This window comes from Hymenobacter daecheongensis DSM 21074 (genome assembly GCF_900141805.1).
Classification (GTDB): domain Bacteria; phylum Bacteroidota; class Bacteroidia; order Cytophagales; family Hymenobacteraceae; genus Hymenobacter; species Hymenobacter daecheongensis.
Map to the genome: position 1 here is coordinate 413,919 of NZ_FQYN01000004.1, position 22,811 is coordinate 436,729.

Here is a 22,811-nt window from a genome sequence, read left to right on the forward strand (position 1 = left end):
GTCCATTGACACATCATCTCACCAGCACATCAGCACATCACCCCGCTTGGGCGAATAAATCGAGCTGCTGGGTGACGAGGGCGGAGCGGACGGAGCCCGCGCCGAACAGAATCTGGCGGCGGATGGCCTGCTCGTCGAGGTCACGGGCTTCGAGGGCCTGACCGCGGCAGGTGAGGAAGAACTTGGCCCGTTTCAGCACCACCCCGAACTTGTGCAGATGATCCAGGGTGAGCGTGGTGAAGCGCCGGGCCGCCACAATGCGCTTGGCCGACCGCGCCCCCACGCCGGGAATACGCAGAATCATCTCGTAGTCGGCAGTATTCACGTCGACCGGGAAAACGTGGCGGTTGCGCAGGGCCCAGGCCAGCTTGGGGTCAATTTCGAGGTCGAGGTAGGGATGCGCGGGGTCCAGGATTTCGTCGGCCTCGAAGCCGTAGAAGCGCATGAGCCAATCGGTCTGGTAGAGGCGGTGCTCCCGGATGATGGGCGGCTGCGTGAGCTGGGGCAGGCGGGCATCGTCGGTGATGGGAATGTAGCCGGAGTAGTACACACGCTTCAGTCCGTAGCCTTTGTAGAGCGAGTCCGTGAGCTGGATGATCTGGTGGTCAGTTTCCGCCGAAGCGCCTACAATCAGCTGGGTGCTCTGGCCGGCGGTGGCAAACTGCGGCACTTTCTTGAACAATGCCTTTTCCTCCTTATTCTGCCGGATTCCGTCTCGAATCTGGGCCATCGGGGTCAGAATCTCCTGGTAGTTTTTCTCGGGCGCGAGGTTCTGCAGCGCCATTTCCGAGGGCAGCTCAATGTTCACGCTCAGGCGGTCGGCATACAGCGCGGCCTCCGAAATCAGCTCCTCGGAAGCACCCGGAATAGCTTTCACGTGAATGTAGCCGTTGAATTTGTGCTCGGTGCGCAGCTTTTTCACAATGCGCACCAGGCGCTCCATCGTGTAGTCAGGCGAGGAGAAGATGCCGCTGCTCAGGAACAGGCCCTCGATGTAGTTACGGCGGTAGAAGTTCATGGTCAGGTCCACTACTTCGTCCACGGTGAAGGCGGCGCGCTTCACGTCATTGGAGCGGCGCGACACGCAGTAGGCGCAGTCGAAGATGCAGTGGTTGGTAAGCAGAATCTTGAGCAGACTCACGCAGCGGCCGTCTTCGGTGTAGCTGTGGCAGATGCCCATGCCCTCGGCATTGCCCAGGCCGCGGTTCTCGTTTTTGCGCTTGCCCCCGCTGCTCGAGCACGACACGTCGTACTTGGCCGCATCGGCTAATATACTTAGCTTTTCCTGAATCCGCTCGTTCATCTGGCGCTGTTTACGGCTTAAAAATAGTTGCCTGGTTTGGATTTAGCAACCTATTGTTAAGCTAATTTTTTTAGGAAAAGTTTCTTGTGCGGATGAGATATTTGGTTGAGTCGCCGTAAAATGGTGTCGCCAAAAGAACTGTCATCCTGAGCAGAGCGAAGGACCTTCCTCCGTTAGGTAACAAACCTTTTGAAATGAGCAGAGCCCTTTACTATCTCGCGTGGCAAAGGGCTTTGTGCGTTGAAAGACAGGAGCAGTAAACTGTGCGGAAGGTCCTTCGCTCTGCTCAGGATGACAGGCAAGCGCCCTACCAGCGCTTGCGGCTGCGGGCCGGCAAATCGTACCTTGCGGCTTATCGTTCCGGCCGCCGTGGTTGCACTTGCCGCGTGGCCGTTGTGTTGGGTATTTTTGATGATGTTTCGCCTTGGTCCTGCTTCGTTGCTCCGACGCTGCTGCCGGCTGGTAGCCGCGCTGCTATGCATGGCCGGCGCGGCGCGGGCGCAGCAGCCTACCCGGCCCGTCATCACCGACTCGGCCCGCACCCAGCCCGAAACGCGCCGCGACTCGCTGCGCCGCCGCTTCGATGAGGAAAAAGTGCTGCTGGGCCTGAAAAACTATACCCGCCGCAAAACCATTGCCGGCAAGGCCGCTTCGGCCATCTTCAACTTCACGGCCCGCAGCGAAGACCGCGCCGGCCTCGATGCCCAGCTACTCGACCGGCAGTTCGACCAGCACAACTACAAGGTCATCCGAACCATCAGCATCAGCACGCTCGATGCTTTCGGCTACAGCATCAGCGACCCGCTACGGCAGCCCAAAAACATCCTGGAAAAGAGCGCCAACGCCCTGCACATCAAAACCGTGCGCACGCGGGTGCGGCAGGTGCTGCTGTTTCGGCTGGGCGAGGAGCTGCAGCCCCAGGCCCTGGCCGAGTCGGAGCGTCTGCTGCGCCAAACGCCTGAGATTCTGGATGCCCGCGTGTTTGTGAACGAGGCCACCACCAACCAGGACAGCGTCGATATTCAGATCATTACCAAAGACCTGTTCAGCATCGGCGGCTCCATTCAGCTGCGCGATGTGGGAGCCGGCGTGGTGGCCCTGCGCGACGTGAACTTTCTGGGCCAGGGCCACCAGTTTCGCAACCGCCTGGAATACGGCCGCACCGAGCCCCAGAGCTGGAGCTACGAAGGCAGCTACGTGGTGCCGTTTCGCCACTTCGTGAATGCCCAGGCCACCTACCGCAACACGTACCAGTACCGCGAAACCGGCCTGTCGGCGGCACGCGGGTTTTATTCGGTGAATACCAAATACGCCGGCGCGGCCTCCTTCAACATGATTGATAGGGGCATAACCATTGCCGTGCCCGCCCCCGGCGAGCCCTACGTGTTTGAGCCCCTGCGCTACAACGTGCAGGATGTGTGGGTGGGCCGCGCCCTGCACCTGCGCAGCTACGACCTGGGCTACGAAAACCCCGGGCGCCTCATCGTGTCGGCCCGCACCATCAACACCGATTTTCTGGTGCGCCCCGACCCGGGCTTTGTCGATAATATGCTGATGCTGGGCACCGTGGGCTACAGCGTGCGCCGCTACTACAAAGACAAATATTTGTTCGGCTTCGGCCGCACCGAAGACGTGCCCGCCGGCTCGCTCCTGAGCCTGACGGCCGGCTACGAGCGCAACTCCTTAGACAACCGCCGCTACTACGCCCTGCGGGCCTCCACGGCCGGCTACAGCGTGCGCAGCGGCTACCTGTACCTCAGCGGCGAGTTTGGCAGCTACGTGCGCACCCGCGACAACGACTGGCAGCAGGGCCTGCTGCGCACCGAGCTGCTCTACTTCACCCGCCTCTACCACACCGGCAACTGGCAGTGGCGGCACTTCTTCTGGAACCGCTCCGTCATCGGCTTCAACCGGCGCCCCGGCGAGCAGCTGCTGGCCATTGATGGCGAGCGGGGCCTGCGCGGCTTTCAGCCCGAAACCGACCTGCGCGGCACCAGCCGGTTTGTGATTAACTACGAGGCCACCGTGTTTACGCCTGTGTCGCTGCTGGGCTTCCGCATGGCGGCCGTGGGCTTTCTGGATGCGGCCTGGCTGGCCACCAGGCCCGGTCGCGAGCTGCCCTTCCGCCAAACGCCCTACAGCGGCGTGGGCCTGGGCCTGCGCTTCCGCAACGAGTACACCGCCATCCGCACGGTGCAGATTCTGCTGGGCTTCTATCCGCGCGGCCAGAACTCGCCCAACGGCATCCGCATCTTCGAAAGCGCCCGCCCTTACTATGATTTCAGCGACTTCAGCTTCGACCAGCCCGGCACGGCGCGGTATGAGTAGGGTGGTGAAATTGTGAAGGGTGAAGTTGGCTGTACTCCTGCGCTCAGCGAAGGACCTCTACTGCAATGGCAATTATGTTGACAACGAAGTGGAGGAGGTCCTTCGCCGAGCGTAGCAGGACAGGCTGGCTTTAAGGTTACCTTTGCCTGTCCCAAATCACAATTTTACAATCTCACAACTTCACCTCATGCTTGCGCTCGGCGATTTTAACGAACTGGAAGTAGCCCGCGCGGTGGACTTCGGCCTCTACCTCACCTCCGATGACGGCGACCTGCTGCTGCCGGGCAAATACGTGCCTGAAGGCACCCAGATCGGCGACCGGCTGCGCGTGTTCGTGTACCGTGATTCCGAAGACCGCCTCATTGCCACCACCCTGGAGCCGCTGGCCCGCGTAAACCAGTTTGCCGCCCTCACCGTGCGCGATGTGTCGCAGGTGGGCGCTTTTCTGGAGTGGGGGCTGGAAAAAGACCTGCTGCTGCCCTACCGCAACCAGCACCGCGACCTGCGCCCCGGCCAGCGCGTGACGATTTTCGTGTATCTCGACGACACCTCCGACCGCATCGTGGCCAGCGCCAAGTGGGAGCGGTATCTGCCCGATGCCCCCTTTCCCGGCCAGGCCGGCGACGCGGTGGCCCTGTTTGTGGCCGATGAAACCGACCTGGGCTACAAGGTGATTGTGGATGGCCTGTACCAGGGTTTGCTGTACCATAACGAAGTATTCCGGCCGCTGCGCCTGGGCGACACGCCCACCGGCTACGTGCGTCAGGTGCGCCCCGATGGCAAGCTCGACATCAGCCTGCAGAAGGCCGGCTACGACGAAGCTCTCGATGCCGCCGACACGCTGCTAGCGGCCCTGCGCACCGGCGGCGGCACGCTCCCGCTTTCTGACAAAAGCGAGCCGGACGATATTTACCGCCGCCTGGGCATGAGCAAGAAAGTGTTCAAAAAGGCCTTGGGCACGCTCTACAAGCGCGGTCTGGTGCAGCTGCTGCCTACCGAAACGCGGCTGCTGAGCGGAGAATAGCCCAAACTGAATTCTTGGGCTCCGGTTTCATTCCTGGGCGGCATTCCTGCGTATGCAACTGTCGGGCTGGCTGCTTTTCGGCCGGCCCGCCTACTCCGCACCAGCGCACCTATGAAACTCAACAAAACCGCTCTCATTGCCGGAGCCAGCGGCCTGATTGGCAGCCAGCTGCTGCCCCTGCTCCTGGCTTCCGACCGCTATTCCAAAGTCATTGCCGTAGGCCGCCGCCCCGTGCCGCACGTGCACCCCAAGCTGGAGCAGCGCGTGCTGGAGCTGGACTGCCTGGAGGAGCACCGCCTGTCTTTGATTGCCGACGACGTGTTTTGCTGCCTGGGCACTACCATGCGGCAGGCGGGCTCCAAAACGGCTTTTTACAAGGTCGATTACTTATATGTGGTGAAGCTGGCCGCCGTGACGGCCGCCAACTTCGCGGCGCAGTTCATGGTCGTGTCGTCGATGGGGGCCGATTCGGACTCGCGCATCTATTACAACCATGTGAAGGGCGAGATGGAAAAGGCCGTGCGCCAGACACCGTTTCGGGCCATCCATATTTTTCGGCCGTCGCTGCTGCTCGGCGAGCGGGGCGAAAAGCGGAGCGGCGAGCAGTTTGCCGCCGTTTTGCTGCGGCTGCTGAACCCCGTGCTGGTGGGGCCGCTGCGCAAATACCGGGCGGTGCCGGCCGCCACGGTGGCCCGCGCCATGCTGCTGGCTGCCGAAGACGATGGCGGCGGCGTGCGCGTGCATTTGTCCGATGAAATAGCGGCGGCCCACGCGCCGATGCGCAAGGTTTAGTGGGAGTTGCTTACTTTTGTCCTACTTCTCATTTCTCTTACCAGCAGTTGGCTTATGAAGCGTTTTTGTTTTCCTTTTCTCTTTTTGCTCCTCCTGCTGCCAGGCCTGGCGGCTAACGCCCAATCTAAAAAGAAGAGCAGTGGCGGCGGTGGCAGCAGTTCGGGCTACGGCACGGGCATTGGTCTGCGCGGCGGCGGCTACTCCTCGGGGCTTACCATCAAGCACTTTTTGAGCGGCAAAAACGGCGTGGCGCTGGAAGCCCTGGTCACGACGGAGTACAAAGCCAAAGGTGTGCGCCTCACCCTGCTGGGCGAGAAGCATAAGAGCGTGGCCGACGTGAAAGGCCTGCAGTTCTACTACGGGGCCGGCTTCCACGCGGGTTCCTATCAGGGCCGCTACTACTTCGCCGATCAGCGCTACTACTACAAAGGCCGCAAGGGCGACATCTACGTCATCCGCGACTACCGCTACGACGAGGAATCCTACATTGCCGTAGGGGCCGACCTGATTCTGGGCCTGGAGTACAAGCTGCAGGACCTGCCTTTCGTGGTAGGCGTCGATTACAAGCCTTTCTTCGAAGTGTTTAACGGCTACACCGGCTTCTACAACGATGCTGCCGTGAGCCTGCGCTTCACGTTCTAACGAATTTCATTCTGGCCGGACCACTATCCGGCTACTTCCTTACTACTTCTTCTTAGGCCCGGCTGGAGCGATGCTCCGGCCGGGCTTTTTTTCGTCCGTGCTGGTACGGATGCACCACTACGGGCCAGTACGGATGGCAACGGCCCAACTACTAAGTGCTACCACTGAATTTGCACCATTATTAATAATAGTCAAATTTAATATTGCAATCGTTATATTTTATACTGTGCTTAGCCTGCCTGCTCCAAGAAATGAGCCTGCCGGAGTTCCGCTTTTTCACCTAACCCTCCCAACGCATGAAAAATCATCTACTGCTCCCGCAGTTTGCTCGGCAGTGCCGACGAGCTGTGGTGTTGGCCGCTCTGTGTCTGGGTGCGGCCGGCCTGGCCCAGGCGCAGGCCCCCGGCGACGGCGGCCCCGGCCCCAACGCGGAAAACGTGCCCATCGATGGCGGTGTCTCGCTGCTTTTGGCGGCGGGCGCGGCTTATGGTTTGCGCCGCCTGCGCCGGCGCTGATAGCGCGCCCTACCCCCTACTCTTTCGGCTTTCCTCTTCAACCTTTTCTGCCAGCATCTATGAAAAACCTCTTCTGTTCCCTGCTCGCTCTGCTGCTCATGGGCGCTACGGCCCTCACCACCCAGGCCCAGACCACCCGCCGCTGCAACAATTCCGGTATCACCGGGGCCAACATCTATACCACCCTGCAGGCTGCCCACGATGCAGCCAGCAACGGCGACTTTATCTACCTGGAGCCGACGGACCTTACGTATGGCAACCTGAATTGTACCAAGCGGCTGACTATTATCGGCAGTGGCTATTTCCTGGACCAGAATCCGGGGCTGCAGCTGACCGACAAGGAATCAATAACAGGGGTGGTTACCTTCAATACCGGCAGCGCCAGCTCGCGCATTATGGGCTGTTATATCAATAGCACCCTTTCCGTGGTAGCGAATGACGTGATAGTAGAGCGTAACAGAATATCGACTACCTACATCGGCTATAATGGTCAGACGGGAGCTACTGCTACGATCAGCAACACCATAATCAGGCATAACTATTTTGAAGCCAGTCTGAACATCTACCCTAGCAGCCCCAATACCGTCAGCAACGTCAACATCTCCAATAACATCATTATCGGTGGCCTTGGCTCTTCAGGTCAGTATACTGGTATGAGCGACATCATCATCGCTCATAATGTCATTGGCAACTTGGCGGGCAACAGTTTCTCGGGTATCAATCTTGATAACGCCGTTATCAAGAACAATATAATGACCTACACTAGCACTGGTGCCAACTTCAACCCGCGCAACAACTCCTACAGCTACAACATCAGCGGCAATGCCGCATTTGGCACTGCCAACGGCAACCAGCAGAACATCTCGCCCAGCGCCATGTTCGTGGGCGGCACGGCCTCCACAGATGGGGCTTTCCAGCTGAAAGCGGCCCCGAACCCGGCCATCGGTACCGGCGATAATGGCGCGAGCCTGGGAGCTTTTGGCGGGCCGAATCCTTACCGCATTGCGGGCATTCCGAGCGTGCCGACCATTTACCAGTTCAACCAGTCGGTGTCGGGCAATACGCTCAACGCCACCATCAGCACCCGGTCCAATAATTAGGGTGGGCTCCGGCTTCCTTCCTTTTTTCTGATGGACTTCCCGCGCCTAATGCAGCGTTGCCGGCTTATGCTGGTGATGCTGATAGCAGCCGTGGCGGCACCGCTCGTGCCGCTCTACGCCCAGGTTCCACCCAATTTCGACCGGGTGGAGTATTTCTTCGACGCTGACCCCGGCTACGGCCAGGGCACGGCCCTGACGCTGTCGGCCACGCCGGGCACCACGCTCAGCAGCCTGGCCTTCACGGCTTCGCTGGACCCGCTTACGCCGGGCTTCCACACCATCTCCATCCGCTCCAGGGCGGGGGCCAACAACTGGAGCCATACCTACCGCCAGATTCTGTACAAGGAGCCGGCCGCGACAACGACCGGGCCGGTACCGGCCCTGGCCGGGGCCGAATACTTCATCGATGGGGACCCCGGCTACGGCGGCGGAACGGCCGTGGCCATCACCGGGGGCAGTACCAACGCCGCCGGCGTGGCCTTCACCGCAAATTTGGGCAGCGTGCCCGCCGGGTTTCACACCCTTTCCGTTCGCTCCCGCGACGTGAACGGGCGGTGGAGCCATACCTACCGCCAGATTTTCTATGTAGAACCGGCCGCGACGACTATCACCCCACCCGCCAACCTGGCCGCGGTAGAATATTTCGTCGATACCGACCCTGGCTACGGCAATGGCACCAGCGTGGCAATCGGGGGCAGCGTTACCAATGCCACGGGCGTAACCTTCGCCGTAGGCCTGGGCTCGTTGCCGGTGGGCTTCCATACGCTGTTCTACCGCTCCCGCGACGTGAATGGCCGGTGGAGCCATACCCAGAGCCGCATTTTCTACGTGGACGACCCGACGGTGGCAACCATTCCGAACCTGAACAAGGCGGAGTATTACGTGGATACCGACCCCGGCTACGGCAGCGCCACCGACATTCCGATTGCGACTCCGGCGACCAGCCTGCCCAGCCTGAATATGCTGGCTGATCTGAGCGGCCTTACGGATGGTCCGCACCGGCTGTTTGTTCGCGTGCGCAGCGCAACCGGGGGCTGGAGCCAGGTGCTGAACCGCAGCTTCACGAAAAGCGGCTGCGCCAGCGCCACCAATATGGCCGCCGGCCTGCCCGCCACCAGATACACCGGCAGCGGCCTGGGCGGCGGCGTGTCGGAAGCTATTTTCAACGGCGGCGTGGTGGGCACCAGCGGCTCCTCCACCTTCCTGGATAATTACTACGCCCAGGCCGATCTGGGGTCGGCGCTGCTGCCCATCTCCGAAGTGCAGCTCAACCTGCGGAATGTGAACGGCACGGCCGTGAACTACACGCTGGAGATTGAAACCTCGGGCAACCTGACTACCTGGACCAGGATAGATAACTTCCAGGCCACGCTGGCAGCCAACCAGACGGCTCCGGTGCTCGTGACCCGCACCTTGGCCACGGTGCAGAACAACGTGCGCGGCATCCGGCTTCGGCTGCGGCTGCCCACCATTTCGCAGGGCATTCAGATGACCAATGCCGGGGTGTTCTATTTCAACTGCATGGGCCCCACCATCACCAGCTTCACGCCCGCGGGCGGCCCGGCCGGCACGGCAGTCACCATCACGGGCACCGATCTGAACGGGGCGACGCTGGTGCGCTTCAACGGCGTGGCCGCGGGGGCCATTACCAACAACACACCCACCAGCCTGACCGTAGCGGCCCCGGCTGGGGGCTCGTCGGGCCAGATCTGCGTGACGACGCCCGGCGGCACGGCCTGCTCGGCGCAGAGCTACAACTATCCGTCGGCCATTGCCACGGGCACCGTAGCGCAGAGCACCATCTGCGCTGGCCAGACCATGACGGTGCCCTTCAGCACCCGGGTAGCGGACTTTGGCACCGGCAACGTGTTCAACTTCCAGCTCTCGGATGCCAGCGGGGTTTTTGCGGCCAACGCCCCCTTGCTGGGCACGCTGAGCGGCTCTACTGCCAATGGCGGCACGCTGAGCGGCACTATTCCGCTCAATACGCCGGCCGGCACCGGCTACCGGGTGCGGGTGGTAGCCTCGAACCCGGCCGTAACAGGAGCCGACAACGGCGTGAACCTGACTATCAACACGACCCCGGTAAGTCAGGCCACCGGCCCGGCTACGGTGGCTAATGGCAGCCCGATTAACCTGACGGTGGCACCAATCTACGCGAGAGCTACCTATAGCTGGAGCGGGCCGCTCGGCTTCAGCTCGACGCAGCAGAGCCCGACCCTGGCCAGCGCCACCAACCCCGGCGTGAACCGCTTCAACGTGACCGTAACGCTGGGCAGCTGCTCGTATTCGAGCTTTGTGGACGTTACGGTGCAGCCTTCGACCGACCCGCTGCTGACGCTGCAGCCGCTGACGGGGCCGCTGTGTCCGGCCACGCCCCGGTCGCTGTCGTTCAGCGTATCGGGCAATGCTTTTCCGGCCGGCAACGTCATCAGCGCCCAGCTTTCGGATGCCAGCGGCTCCTTTGCCAGCCCTGAGCTATTGGGCACGGCGAGCTTCAGCGGCCTGGGCAGCGGGGCCGTAACGGCTACCTTGCCGCGCACCACGGCAGTGGGAGCCGGCTACCGCATCCGGCTGGTAGGCTCCAACCCGGCCACCATCGTCAGCAACGACAACGGCTCCGACCTGACGGTGAATGCCCTGCCTACGGTAACGGTAGGCAGCAACTCGCCGGTGACGGCCGGCAGCACCATTCAGCTGCAGGGCGGCCCGGCCGTGGCCGGCAACAGCTATGCCTGGACCTTTACGCCCCCGGGCGGCTTCACCGGCACCATCAGCACCCAGCAGAACCCCCAGCTGACCAACGCCCAAACGACGCAGTCGGGCCGCTACCGGCTCTTCATTACCAACGCGGCGGGCTGCACGGATTCTGCCTCGGTACGGGTGCTCGTCACGCCGGTAGCCCCGGTTACGACGCTGAACTTGAGTCCGGTGAGCGGGCCGCTGTGCGCGGGAACCAGCTACCAGCTCAGCTACACGGCGGCCGGCCCGGCCTTCAATGCGGGCAATACCATTTCGGCGGTGCTTTCGGATGCTAATGGCGCGTTTTCGGCCGGCAGCCCCGTCATCGGCTCTGTCAGCGTGACGGCGGCGGTTGCTGGCACGCTGAGCGCAACCATTCCGGCCACCACGCCGGCCGGCAGCGGCTACCGCATTCAGCTGGTGAGCAGCAATCCGGTGCTGGTAAGCAACAGCAGCGGGGCTCTGGTCGTCACGAACCTGACTACGGCCTCCGCCGGCTCCAACTCGCCCGTTGCTACGGGGTCCAGCATCTCGCTGACGGCCACCGGCATCAGCGGCGCGACCTACGCCTGGACCGGACCGAACAACTACTCGGCTACCGGGCCGAACCAGACCATCAGCGGGGCCACGGCGGCCAACGCGGGCGACTATCAGGTAACAATTACGCTGAATGGCTGCACTACCACGGTCATTACTACAGTAGTGGTGAACCCGCCGGTGACGGTGGCCAGTATTCAGACGGGTAGCCTGGCGGGCAGCTACTGCGCGGGCACCGCGCTGAGTGTGCCCTTCACCGCTACCGGCTTCACGGCCGGCAACGTCTTCACGGCCCAGCTTTCCTCGGCCACGGGCGTGTTTAGCGGCAGCCCGGTCAGCATCGGCACCCTTACGGGCACCACCACCGGCACCATTGCGGCGCTTATTCCGGCCGGCACCGCGGCCGGCACCGGCTACCGGATTCGGGTGGTGGGCAGTGGGCCCGCTACCATCGGAACCGACAACGGGACCGATCTGGTGCTGACGGCGGCCGGCACCTTCACCTGGAGCGGCGCTGTAAACAACAGCTGGTTTGACCCCGCCAACTGGAGCTGCGGCACCGTACCGACCAGCGCGAGCAGCATTCTGATTCCGGCCGGCATGACGACGTATCCGGTGCTCGGAGTTGGTGGCCCCGTGCCCACGGCCCTCCACCTGACCATAGCCAACGGGGCAACCTGCACGCTGAATGGCTCGCTGACGCTGCTGGGCAACCTGGTGAACAACGGCACCCTGAACGCCAACAATGGCACGCTGCTCTGCTCCGGCAGCACGGCCCAAACCGTCAGCGGCTCATCCTTCCGCCTCTTCGATCTGACGGTGAGCAACCCCGCCGGCGTAACGCTCCAGACCCCGCTGCGCCTGCGGCACCTGCTCACGCTGACCAGCGGCAATCTGGCTTCCAACGGCAACCTGACGCTGCTCTCGGATGCGACCGGCACGGCCATGGTGGTGAACCCCATCGGGGGCGGCACCGTGACGGGCCGCAGCACCATGGAGCGGTTCATCACCGGGGCCGGCACGCAGGGCTACCGGCACTATTCGTCGCCGATGCAGCTGGGCACGGCCACCGTGCAGGAGTTTGCCGATGATGTTTCCGGCTTCAACCTGAACCCGGACTACAACACCCAGGGCAATACCGTGACGCCCTTTCCCACGTTCTTCAAGTACGACGAAAGCCGCCTGAACTCGACGGCAACGAACCTGTTCAGCCAGGGCTGGATGGTGCCGCTGGCCACCGACAATCTGGTGCCGGGCCAGGGCTACACCGTTCAGACCGAGCCGACCACGACGGTGGACGTGAGCGGCACGCTGGGCAACGGCGCGGTCAGCTTCGCCATGACCAGGGGCGGGCAAACCGGCTCGGGCTGGAACCTGGCCGGCAACCCCTACCCCGCCCCCATCGACTGGGACAAGGTGCCCGCGGCAGCGGGAGTCGATAAGGCACTGTATGTGTTCGTGCCCTCGGGCAAATATACCGGCACCTACAGCAGCTACATCGACGGCATCGGGCAGAACGGCGGCACCAAGGACCTGGCCCCCATGCAGGGCTTTTTCCTGCGCGCCACTGCGCCCACGGCCACTCTGAGCATGACCAACGACGTACGGCACACCACCTACATCAGCCCGGTTTTCAACCGGGGCAGCAATGGTCGCGCAACGGCGGCGGTGCGGCCCATCGTGCGGCTGCACGTGCGCAACGACCTCGGCCAGGGCGATGAGACGGTGCTGTACTTCGACCCGAACGCCGGCCTCGACTTCCGCCCCAACCACGATGCCTACAAGGTGCAGCTCAACGGCAGCGGCATTCCCTCGCTGTGGAGCATTGCCGATGCCGATGGCCTGAGCATCAACGGCCTGCCCAGCCTGGCGGCGGCAGCCAGTATTCCGCTGGGAGTGCGTGTGAGCAAAGCCGGGCAGCACACGCTCAACGCGGGCCAGATGCTCAATCTGCCCGCCGGCACGGAGGTATTTCTGGAAGACCGGGTGCTGAGGCAGCAGCAGAATCTGCTGGTGGATTCGGTTTACGCCTTCCAGATGGTGCCCAGCTACACCGGCCAGCGCTTCTACCTCCGAATTGTGAGCCGCCCTACGGCCACCGCGGGCAGTGCGCTGGATGCCGCGGCCAAGCTGTATCCGAACCCCACCACCCATACGGCCACGCTGGAGCTGACGGGCCTACGGGAGCAGGAAGCCGTGCAGATCACCGTGCACAATACGCTGGGCCAGGCGGTGCAGGAGCTGAGCGGCCGGCCACGCCGGGGAGTTCTCCGCCAGCAGCTTGACATGAGCAAGCTGCCGGTAGGCGTCTACTCCATGCGGGTGCGGGCGGCAGAAGGCACCGTGGTAAAACGCCTAGTGCGGGAGTAGGCTCCGTATGAGGCGAACAAAGAAAAACCCGGCCGACTGGCCGGGTTTTTCTTTGTCTGCTTGGAATACGTGGACGCACCCGTGAGAAAGACTTTTGCAGAGCTGACAACGCGCCGCGTTGCCCCTAAAACAGCTTGATGCGGTACGTGGCATCCGTGGCCCCGCCAAACAGACCGTAGCCGGGCTTGATGTTGGACGACAGCGGCGCGGGCTCGGCGAAGGGGTTGCCGTCGGCATCGTTGTAGCGCCGCTGCGACTGGTAGAAGTTGTACGCATCGGCAGTGATGGCGCTGATGAAAACTTCCAGGTAACCCACCTCCGGGCAGTTGGACTGGTTCGGCGGGCAATAAGACTGCGCGTAGAAGCTCACGTTGGAGTTGAGCGAGAAGCGCTGCCCGTTCACGTTTGTGTCGGCGTAGGGGTAAATTTCGTAGCCGCGGTAGGAGCCGGTGTTGGAGAGTTGAAACGTACCCACCTCAAAGTCGCTGGTTTCGCTTTCGTAGTCCAGCTGCACCGGCGACCAGTTGCCGGGCCGGCCCTGCTTGTCGAGCACGCGGGCGAAGGCCAGGTAGTAGTCGGTGGTGGCGGGGTTGTCGGTCAGCGTCACCAGCAGGCGGCCCCGCGTCTGGTTCGACTGGCCGCTGCCGCTGGTGCGGGGCGCGAAGGTGGCGCTTTCTATCACCGGGGCGGCGGGCATGGTGAGAGTGCTTTCCACGGTTTCGAAGCCCGGCAGCGCGGCCCGCAGGGTGTAGGTTTTGCCCGGCTGGCCCAGCAGGCCCATGGTGGGCACGTACGAGCCGGGCCCGTAGGATTGCACCTGATTCCGGTCGGCGGGCTTGAAGCGCTCCACCACCGCGCCCTGCTCATTCCGGATTTCCACCGTGGCATCGTCGCGGCCCTCCAGATATTTGGTATCAAAGATGCGCTGGCTGTTGCTCACAAACAGCTGCCGGCTGGTGGTGATATCGTAGTAGTACGACGACCCGTTGGGGTTCGGGTTGGCGGGCGGTGGCGGCGTGTTGCTGAGCGTGTATTGCAGGGCAATGCGCGGCGTGTGGGGCGGCTCGGGTAGGTCTACCACGGTTTCGCAGCCGGGCAGCAGCGCCAGCGCCGGCAGCAGGGCCAGCAGGCTTTTCACCTTCGGGTACAGATATGTAGGCGTTTTCATAGGCTAGAATTTGAAGCTCTTGCTGAACGAAGGGATAATCGGAAACAGCGACACCTGCCGGTAGCTGGGTTTCTGCTGCACGTTGCCATTCGAGTCCTGATAGCCCTGCTGGAAGTAGAGGTAGTAGGGGTTGCGGCGGCTGTAGGCATTATACAGGCTGAAGCTGTTCACCACTTCGCCCCAGCGCTTTTTCTTGGTGTGGCTCAGGTCGAGGTCGAGGCGGTGGTAGGCGCGCATGCGGTAGCTGTTGCGCGGGCCGTAGTCCTCATACTGGCCGCCCTGGCCCAGGTTGAAGCGCCCTTCCGAAAGCGTGGTGGCATTGCCGGTGCCGTATACCCAGGTGCCCGACAGCGTGATGGTGGGCGTGAAGGTGTGAATGACCACCACCGACATATCGTGGCGCCGGTCGTATTTGTAGGGGTAGATACGGCCCTGATTCAGCTCGGGGAAGCGGCGCTTGCTCCAGGCCAGCGTGTAGCCCACCCAGCCCGTGGTGCGACCCGATTTCTTTTGCAAAAACAGCTCGGCCCCGTAGGCCCAGCCTTTGCCGCTGGTCACCTTGTCTTCCCACTTATTGTCGGTAGTGCCCAGGAAGCTGGCGCCCTCGCGGTACTCAATCAGGTTCTGCATGGGCTTGTAGTAGCTCTCGAAGCTCAGCTCATAGTCCTCATCTTTGAAGCGCAGATTGCGGGCCGCCCCAATGCTGATCTGCTGGGCCCGCTGCGGCTTCACCTTGGCCGTGGCGGGCACCCACAGGTCGGTGGGCAGGCCGATGCCGCTATTGGTGAGCAGGTGAATATACTGCGTGGTGCGGGCGTAAGCGGCTTTCAGCGACCAGTCCTCCGTGAGCAGGTAGCGGGCCGCCAGCCGCGGCTCCAGCGACGGATACAGCTTATTATCGACCAAGAAGCCGTTCAGGCGCAGGCCGCCGTTCACCTTCAGGCGGTCGGTGAGACGGTAGTCGTCTTCGGCGTAGAGCCCGGCCTCGCTGCCCAGCTTCTGCTCCCCCGATTTCAGGTCGTTTTCGGGGTTGCTGTTGTCTTTGGCCTGCAAGGCACCGGGCCGGAACGAGTGCAGAATGTATTGGCCGCCAAACCGGATGTAGTGGTCGGGCGAGGGCACGTAGTCCAGATCGGTTTTCAGGCTCAGGTCGCGGATGTTGGACAGGTAGCGCAGGTCAAACTTATCCGTGCGCAGCTGGCCGTTGGGGCCGCCGTCGCGGCGGCGGTCTTCCTGCGTGATGCCCACGTTGAACTGGTACTTGCTGTAGGTGAAGTGCGTGTTCATAAACAGCTGGTCGTTCACCACGTGGTTCCAGCGCAGCGCCGAGGTCAGGTTGCCCCAGCCCAGGCCCGAGTTCAGCTTGCTGTACTCGTCATCGTTGAAGTTGTCTTTGGTGCGGGCGTAGAACTTGTCGTAGCCGGTGTAGGCGCTCAGGTAGAGCCGGTCGCGGCTGCCGAGCTTCCAGTTCAGCTTACCGTTCAGGTCATGAAAAAAGTAGCCGATGGTGGCCTCCGCCCCTTCCGAAGCGGCGGCGGCGGCAATCAGCGGGCGGGCCAGAATATCGAGGTAGGTGCGGCGGGCCGAGATGATGAACGAGGCGGTATCCTTCTTGATAGGACCTTCCAAAGTCAGCTTGGAGGCCACAATGCCCACGGCGCCCTCGCCGTGAAATTCCTTCATGTTGCCCTCCTTCATCGAAATATCCAGCACCGACGACAGCCGCCCACCGTACCGCGCCGGAAAGCCGCCTTTTATCAGCTCCACGTTGTTGATGGCATCGGCATTGAACACCGAGAAGAAGCCGAACAGGTGGGCGGCGTTGTACACGGGCGTGCCGTCGAGCAGCACCAGGTTCTGGTCGGGCGAGCCGCCGCGCACGTAGAGGCCGCTCTGGCCCTCGCCGCCGCTCTGCACGCCGGGCAACAGCTGCAGCACCTTCAGCACGTCGGTTTCGCCGAGCAGGGCGGGCAGCAGCTTTATCTGGGTGATGGGCACGTTGATGGTGCCCATGCGGGTGCTCTGGGCAATTTTTTCCTCTTTGCTGCCCACTATTTCCACGTTGCCCAGCTCACTGCTGCTGGCCCGCAATTGGAATGTGTGGCTCACGTTGCGCTCCGCCTTCACCGCGAGGCGGGCCCGCTCGTAGCCCAGATACGACACCAGCAGCCGCACCGAATCGGCGGAAGCGGGCAGCGTGAGGGTGTAGAAGCCGTAGGTGTTGGTGGCCGTGCCCTGGCCCGTGCCGGGGTTCACCACGGCCACGCCAATCAGGTTTTCGCCGGTGGCCTGGTCGCGCACGTAGCCGCTGATGGTGAACTTACCGGCCTGCTGGGCCCGGCCCGCCGAGGCCGCCAGCAGCAGACTCCCGAATAAAAAAGCGCGGAAACATCGAATCATATAAAGGGAAATTGGAGAGAGAAATCAGGCAGGGAAGTAGTTGAAAGCTATGCCCCAACGCCGGCCGGCCGGGGTTTGGTATGTCGCCTCTAAAGAGGCGCAAGTTCCGGAAAAGGTTGGCTGCTCCCGCCCGGCCGGCCACAAAAAAGCCGACCGTTTTCCAAAACGGCCGGCTTTCCGGTTTTCACGCGCCCGCAGGCTTACTTTTTGGCACTATACTCGTCGTTCAGGTGCTTCAGCACCCGGCCGGTGATGTCGATATCCTTGCGGCCATAGGCGATGGTGCCGCTGGGCGCAGCAATCAGAATCAGCTTGTAGCCGTTGGCTTTGCCGTAGGCTTCCACCTGCTTATTGATGCGCTCCAGCACCTGCTGGGTCATTTTGGCTTCTTCTTCCTGGGCCTGGCGCTGCAGCTTTTCCTGGGCCTGGCCCGACTGCTGCTGCTGGGCCTGCAGCTTCTGCTCGGTGGCGGCGCGCTGCTCGGGGCTCATGCTTTCGGCCTGCTTCTGGTACTGCTGCACGGCCGTCTGGAAGCTGCGCACTAGGTTGTTGTTCTGCTGCTCCCAACCTTTGGCTTTGGCCTCGAAGGCGCGGCGGGCGGCCTGCATGCCCTTGTAGCCATCCAGCAGCTTGCCCGATTCCACGTAAGCCACTTTGTCGGTGTCGGCCACGGCTACGGCGGTTTCCGGAGCGGCCAGCTCGGCCTCGGTGGTGTCGGTGGCGGCTTTCACCACCACGGGCCGCGCCACGGCGGCGGGCGCAACGGCGGGGCGGGAAGAAAAATGCAGGTAAAACAGGACGGCCACGGCCACCACGAGTACCGCGTCGATGATCAGGCGCAGGGGATTGTTCATTCGAAGGAAAAAGAGAGAAAAGAGAAACCGCCCGGCAAGGGCGGGCCAAAGAAACGCAAAAAGCGGCAGGCTATTGGCCGGCACGGTGGTTTTGCCGCTATTTTATCGGCCATTCTTCGCGCAGCAGCGCATACACATATTCGTCGCCCCAGGCACCTTTAAACCAGATATTCTGCCGAAAGTGGGCCTCCCGCCGCATCCCCACGCTGCCCAGCAGCCGCACCGAGGCCACATTCTCGCAATCAGTAACGGCTATTAGCCGATGCAGCCCCAGCGTCTCGAAGCAGTGAGCGAATAGCCCGCGCAAGGCTTCGGCCGCGTAGCCCCTCCCCTGCCAGGCCGGGGCCAGCGTGATGCCGATTTCGCCCTGCCGCGGCTCATCGGCGGCCAGGCACAGGGCGCAGTCGCCCACCAGCTCGTTGGTAGCGGCCAGGGCAATGCCGATCTGTACCCAGGTGCCCGGCGGGGCCGGAATAGGCTGGCCAGCCTGCGCCGCCACGAAGTCGGCGGCCTGGGCATACGAGTACGGCTCCCAGCTCTGAAACCGGGCTACTTCCGGCGCGGCCCGGTACGCCGCAAACGCTGCCACATCGGCAAGCTGGAACGTGCGCAGCCGCAGCCGCGGCGTTTCGATCAGGAAGGTTTCGGGCATGGCCTGGGGTAGTTAAGGCAATGGTCAATTGCACGAGGTAGAGACGCATAGTTGCGTCTCGTCGTTGAACGAACCCATTGAACGGTGCGGACGACGAGACGCAACTATGCGTCTCCACACCGTGCAGCGAGAGGCCCCACCGAACGGCGCGCGTCGCAGCAGGAACTCAGCCCGACAGGTAGGCAGTCCTCTTACTTTTGCCAGGGGTGCCTACCTAACTGGATAGGCACCCTTCCTGCTTTTTTCAGGGATGCCTACCTATTGGCAGGCGGATAGTTCCGACCCAGCAAACTGCTCAGAACGCGGTAAAGACGCGACCCTTCGCGTCTTTACCGCGTGCAATATCTTACGGCTGCGGGTCGTCGTCCTCCACTTGCTCGTCGAGGTCAGCCTCCGGGGGGCCGCCGGGCTTCTCCTGAAACGGCGGGCTGCGCTCTACGCGCGCGGGCTTGGGGTCGGTGAGGCCCACGTGCAGCAGCGCGTCGCCCTGGTTCACCACCGGCATGTGGTTTAGCCCGATGATGTAGCCCGACACCGGCGACTCCAGCCGCACGGCGTGCTCGCCGTAGGGGTCGGCTACGCTGCCATACACCTGGCCCTTTTCCAGAAAGTCGCCGTTCTGGACGTGGCTGCGGAAGATGCCCGCGAACTTGGCCCGCAACCACGTATGGCGCAGGCACACAATGGTGGGCCGGGCGGGCGGGGCCGCCTCGGCCACCATCTGCAGGTGGTGCAGCACCCGAAACGTGCCCGCAATGGCCATTTCAATGCCCGCCTCATCCAGCCGCAACGACTCGCCGGCCTCGTACACGATAATGGTTTTCTGCTGCTGAAAAGCCGCCTCGCGCAACGAGCCGGGCCGCAGCGCCGCGTGCAGCGTAAACGGAGCCCCGAACGCCTGGGCCAGCGCGTCGGTATCGGGGTGGCCGAGCAGGCAGCGCACCTGGGGCATGTTGGAGCGGGCCGCGCCGCCGGTATGAAAATCGATGCCACAATCAACCAGCGGCATTATTTCGCGCATGAAGCGGTGGGCCACGCGGCTGGCCAGCGAGCCGCGCGGGTGACCCGGAAAGCTGCGGTTTACGTCTTTGCCATCGGGCACCTCGCGGCTGAAATTGAGAAAGCCGTAGATGTTGAGAATGGGAATGGCGATGATGGTGCCGCGCAGGGGCTGCAACAAGTTGCGCCGCACCATGCGCCGGATCGTTTCAATGCCGTTCACCTCGTCGCCGTGCATGCCGGCCAGCAACAGCACCGTGGGGCCGGGCTGAGTGGAGCGAAATACGTGCACCGGCACATCAATGACGGTGCCGGAGGGCAGCCGCGAAATCACCAGCCGCGTGAGCACCCGCTCGCCGGGCCGGATGGTCAGGCCGTTCAGGCAGATGTCGGTAGGGCTGGCGTGGGGCATGAGAACAGGCGGCAGTTTTGGGTGAAACCTTGAAATGCAACGCCGGCACCTGACTGCGCCGGGAGCAACCCAGACTAAGCTACGGCGTGGGCAGCAGATCCAGAATCAGCTCGGTGCCACTTTGCAGATAGAGCGTCAGGCTGGCGTACTGGCCCTGCGACGAGCGGCGCAGCCGGGTAATCAGGGCGCGGGTCTGCTCGCCGGCGGCCTCCAGGGTCAGGTAAGGCCGCTTCAGTATTGGGTCGCGCTCCACGGCCCAGTGCCCGGAGTGCTGGTGTCTGGCCTGATCGAGCAGCTCCAGGCGGGCGGGGTTGGGGTGCAGGTGCAGCTCGGCCGCCTGGCTGAAAATGGTGGGCGGGCCCAGGCTGCGGGTCCGCACCTGCCACGCGCCGCCAAACCACCCGTCCGGGCAGTCGAGCAGGTTCACGTCGTACAATTGCGGATCGTCGGCCACGGGCAGGTTACTAGTCAGACGGTTAATGAAGGTAAGCGGCAAAAGCCAACTAGCCGGCCTGCTGCCGCAGACGCTCATTTTCCAGGCGCAGCGCCTGTACTTCGTGCTCCAAATCGAGGGTGCGGAAAGAGATTTTGGCCTCCAGGTCGTTGTAGGCACTCTGCAGCTGCTCATTCACTTCAGCCAGCGCCTGGGTGCGCTGCCGCACCACTTCTTCGAGCTGAGTGGGCGTGCGCAGCAGCAGCGCCTGGGGCAGCACCCGGTAGAGGGCCAGCACGGTGCCCCACGAGGCCACCGCCGTAATTAGGCGCACCAGCCCGCTGAGCCGGTACAGCGGCACCCAGAAGATAACGGCATCGAGCAGGTGCGTGGCGCCGCAGGCCGCAATGAACAGCCCAAACAGCCAGAACAGGCGGTTGAAGGGCACGTCGCCGCGCTGCCGGATGAAGTAGATCAGCAGCAGCGGGATGATGAAGTAGGCGGCCCAGATGGCGAAGTCGGACCCGATGTAGAGCCAGCCGTGAAAATCGGTCCAGCGCCCGCAGTGCCAGCGGGCCGGAAACCCGGTGGGGTCGAGCAGGTGGGTGAAAAACTCGCTGACCTGCTCGGCCAGCGACAAAGACGCTACTGGGGCCAGGGCGGGAGCCGCCGGCTGCGCCGCGGCCACTACGGGAGCGGCAAACAGCAGCAAACTTAGAATGCGACGAATTGCAAGCATTAACAGCAGAGCAAAAAAGGAAAACCGTAAGAAAAGCCCGTTGCCAGGTAGCTAAGGCCAACCCCGGCAAACGAATGATTAGCGAAGAAAAGCTGCCCACCCCAGGCCGGCCGGGCTTGCGCTACGACGGCACATCCGACTGGCTATCGGGCATGGGAGCGGCGGCCGGCACCGTGGCGGCCCCGGCTGGCTTCGATTTGCGCTTGGTGAGCTGCTCGGTATACTCGATTATTTTGCCGGCAATGTCCAGCCCGGTGGCCTTCTCGATGCCCTCCAGGCCCGGCGACGAATTTACTTCCAGCACCAGCGGGCCGCGCTTGCTCTGCAGCATATCCACGCCCGCAATGCCCAGGCCCAGGGCTTTGGTGGCCAGCAGGGCGGCGGCTTTTTCGGCCCGGCTTAGCTTGACGAGGGTGCCGCTGCCGCCGCGGTGCAGGTTCGAGCGAAACTCGCCCTCCTTGCCCTGCCGCTTCATGGCCCCCACCACTTCGCCGTTCACCACAAAGGCCCGCAGGTCGGCTCCTTTGCTCTCGGCAATGAATTCCTGCACGATGATGCGGGCTTTCAGGTTGTGAAACGCCTCAATCACCGACTGCGCGGCCTTGGCCGACTCGGCCAGCACCACGCCCAGACCCTGCGTGCCTTCGAGCAGCTTGATGATGACGGGCGCGCCACCCACCAGGTCAATCAGCTCCGTCACCTCGTTGGAGTAGTTGGTGAAGGCCGTTTTGGGCATGCCCACGCCGGCGCGGCTCAGAATCTGCATCGAGCGCAGCTTGTCGCGCGAGCGGATGATGGCCTGGCTTTCGACGGCCGTTTTCACCTTCATCATCTCAAACTGCCGCACCACGGCCGTGCCGTAGAACGTGGCCGAGGCCCCGATGCGCGGAATAATGGCATCAACCGGCCCCAGCCGGGCATCCTGATACACGATGCCGGGGGAGCCCTTTTCGAGCACCAGGTTGCATTTCAGATGGTCGATGACCACCACATCGTGGCCCCGCAGCCGGGCCGCCTCCACCAGGCGGGAAGTGGAATACAGCTTCGGCTCACGCGACAAAATCGCCAGTTTCATGGAAAGGGGTGCTTGGAGTGGTGGAGGGTGAGGAGCAGCAGTGCGGGGTAAAAGTACGCAATGCGGCTAAGGCCGCGGCCGGGGCGCGTTCAAAAAACGGTAGGAAGCGTTGCGCCGGCTCACATCGACCACAAACCGCCCGCGCCGCAGCAGCAGCCGCCCGATGAGCACCGGGTAGCGCATATCGGAGCGGTCGGAGAGGGAAAATTCGGTGTCGAAGTCTTCGCCGAACAGCCGGATAACGGTGCGGATAACGTAGCGTTCCTGCACCTCGCCGTTGGAGCTTTTGATGTCGCGCAACGTGAATTCGGCAAATTCCAACGGGCAGCCGTCGAATTTGGGGTGCTCCTCATCGAGCAGCAGCACGCGCAGCACGCTTCGCCCATCGGGCAGCGCCTCCACATGAATATTGGAGCAGTGCAGGGCCCCCGTGAAAGCGCCGGTATCCACCTTCGCCTCCACGCCCCACAGGTTGAGCTGCGGAAAATCCACCAGCTCGCGCCGCCCCACTACCCGCTTCGGAATACGCTGTTTTTTCATTATAGCAGGCAATATAGGAGGACAACTGTCATTGCGAGCAAGGCGAAGCAATCCGTCCTGGACAATGAGTTGAGCCTTGGTTAAACAGAAAGCCCCGACATAACGCATACGTCAGGGCTTTGCAGTAAAAAAGGGCTTTTTACATTTCAGAGGACGGATTGCTTCGTCCTTCGTCCTCGCAATGAC

At 62.7% G+C, this 22,811-nt stretch carries 17 protein-coding genes; 7 read left to right on the top strand and 10 right to left on the bottom strand.

The genetic code is table 11. The features are described 5' to 3' along the window. Positions 1-37: 37 nt before the first annotated feature. Positions 38-1,303 carry a putative DNA modification/repair radical SAM protein gene (locus BUB62_RS09895; protein ID WP_073109384.1) on the bottom strand — a complete coding sequence of 422 codons (1,266 nt, stop codon included), beginning with the start codon at positions 1,301-1,303 and terminating at the stop codon, positions 38-40. Positions 1,304-1,714: 411 nt separating this feature from the next. Between BUB62_RS09895 and BUB62_RS09900 the strand changes: the two genes are divergently transcribed. The 7 genes from BUB62_RS09900 (at position 1,715) to BUB62_RS09930 (ending at position 13,353) form a co-directional block, all read left to right on the top strand. After that, on the top strand, positions 1,715-3,631 hold the full coding sequence (locus BUB62_RS09900) for a BamA/TamA family outer membrane protein (RefSeq protein ID WP_143164101.1): 1,917 nt from the start codon (positions 1,715-1,717) through the stop codon (positions 3,629-3,631). A 187-nt stretch (positions 3,632-3,818) separates the two neighbouring features. Then, positions 3,819-4,655: a CvfB family protein gene (locus tag BUB62_RS09905; protein ID WP_073109386.1), complete on the top strand. Its 837-nt coding sequence runs from the start codon at positions 3,819-3,821 to the stop codon at positions 4,653-4,655. A gap of 111 nt (positions 4,656-4,766) precedes the next feature. Then, on the top strand, positions 4,767-5,447 hold the full coding sequence (locus tag BUB62_RS09910; RefSeq protein WP_073109387.1) for an NAD-dependent epimerase/dehydratase family protein: 681 nt from the start codon (positions 4,767-4,769) through the stop codon (positions 5,445-5,447). 84 nt (positions 5,448-5,531) lie between these two features. Continuing rightward, positions 5,532-6,089: a hypothetical protein gene (locus tag BUB62_RS09915; protein ID WP_084538967.1), complete on the top strand. Its 558-nt coding sequence runs from the start codon at positions 5,532-5,534 to the stop codon at positions 6,087-6,089. Positions 6,090-6,385: 296 nt separating this feature from the next. Beyond that, the gene (locus BUB62_RS09920) at positions 6,386-6,604 is read left to right on the top strand and encodes a PID-CTERM protein-sorting domain-containing protein (RefSeq protein ID WP_073109392.1); all 219 of its coding nucleotides are present in this window, start codon (positions 6,386-6,388) and stop codon (positions 6,602-6,604) included. Between the two features lie 59 nt (positions 6,605-6,663). Beyond that, positions 6,664-7,704 carry a hypothetical protein gene (locus tag BUB62_RS09925; RefSeq protein WP_073109393.1) on the top strand — a complete coding sequence of 347 codons (1,041 nt, stop codon included), beginning with the start codon at positions 6,664-6,666 and terminating at the stop codon, positions 7,702-7,704. A gap of 75 nt (positions 7,705-7,779) precedes the next feature. Then, the gene (locus tag BUB62_RS09930; protein ID WP_159437438.1) at positions 7,780-13,353 is read left to right on the top strand and encodes a T9SS type A sorting domain-containing protein; all 5,574 of its coding nucleotides are present in this window, start codon (positions 7,780-7,782) and stop codon (positions 13,351-13,353) included. A 124-nt stretch (positions 13,354-13,477) separates the two neighbouring features. Here BUB62_RS09930 and BUB62_RS09935 read toward each other — a convergent pair whose 3' ends face one another. The 9 genes from BUB62_RS09935 to BUB62_RS09975 form a co-directional block, all read right to left on the bottom strand. Continuing rightward, on the bottom strand, positions 13,478-14,521 hold the full coding sequence (locus BUB62_RS09935; protein WP_073109397.1) for a DUF4249 domain-containing protein: 1,044 nt from the start codon (positions 14,519-14,521) through the stop codon (positions 13,478-13,480). A 3-nt stretch (positions 14,522-14,524) separates the two neighbouring features. Then, positions 14,525-16,921, bottom strand: a complete 2,397-nt coding sequence (locus tag BUB62_RS09940) for a TonB-dependent receptor (protein WP_073109398.1) — start codon at positions 16,919-16,921, stop codon at positions 14,525-14,527. A gap of 200 nt (positions 16,922-17,121) precedes the next feature. Then, positions 17,122-17,775, bottom strand: coding sequence for an OmpH/Skp family outer membrane protein (locus BUB62_RS09945; protein WP_073109401.1), 654 nt, complete (start codon positions 17,773-17,775; stop codon positions 17,122-17,124). Positions 17,776-17,872: 97 nt separating this feature from the next. Further along, positions 17,873-18,427 carry a GNAT family N-acetyltransferase gene (locus BUB62_RS09950; protein WP_073109402.1) on the bottom strand — a complete coding sequence of 185 codons (555 nt, stop codon included), beginning with the start codon at positions 18,425-18,427 and terminating at the stop codon, positions 17,873-17,875. A 346-nt stretch (positions 18,428-18,773) separates the two neighbouring features. Next, positions 18,774-19,838 carry a succinylglutamate desuccinylase/aspartoacylase family protein gene (locus tag BUB62_RS09955; RefSeq protein ID WP_073109404.1) on the bottom strand — a complete coding sequence of 355 codons (1,065 nt, stop codon included), beginning with the start codon at positions 19,836-19,838 and terminating at the stop codon, positions 18,774-18,776. A 79-nt stretch (positions 19,839-19,917) separates the two neighbouring features. Further along, complete coding sequence (locus BUB62_RS09960) at positions 19,918-20,334, bottom strand: hypothetical protein (protein WP_073109406.1); 417 nt, start codon at positions 20,332-20,334, stop codon at positions 19,918-19,920. A gap of 7 nt (positions 20,335-20,341) precedes the next feature. Then, positions 20,342-21,010: an OmpH family outer membrane protein gene (locus tag BUB62_RS09965; RefSeq protein WP_143164103.1), complete on the bottom strand. Its 669-nt coding sequence runs from the start codon at positions 21,008-21,010 to the stop codon at positions 20,342-20,344. Between the two features lie 121 nt (positions 21,011-21,131). Further along, positions 21,132-22,085 (bottom strand): 30S ribosomal protein S6--L-glutamate ligase, encoded by a 954-nt coding sequence (gene rimK, locus BUB62_RS09970; RefSeq protein WP_084538968.1) that lies wholly within the window; start codon positions 22,083-22,085, stop codon positions 21,132-21,134. 66 nt (positions 22,086-22,151) lie between these two features. Further along, entirely contained in the window at positions 22,152-22,625 is a 474-nt protein-coding gene (locus BUB62_RS09975; protein WP_073109411.1) for an ATP-dependent zinc protease family protein, read from the bottom strand. Between the last annotated feature and the right edge of the window lie 186 nt (positions 22,626-22,811).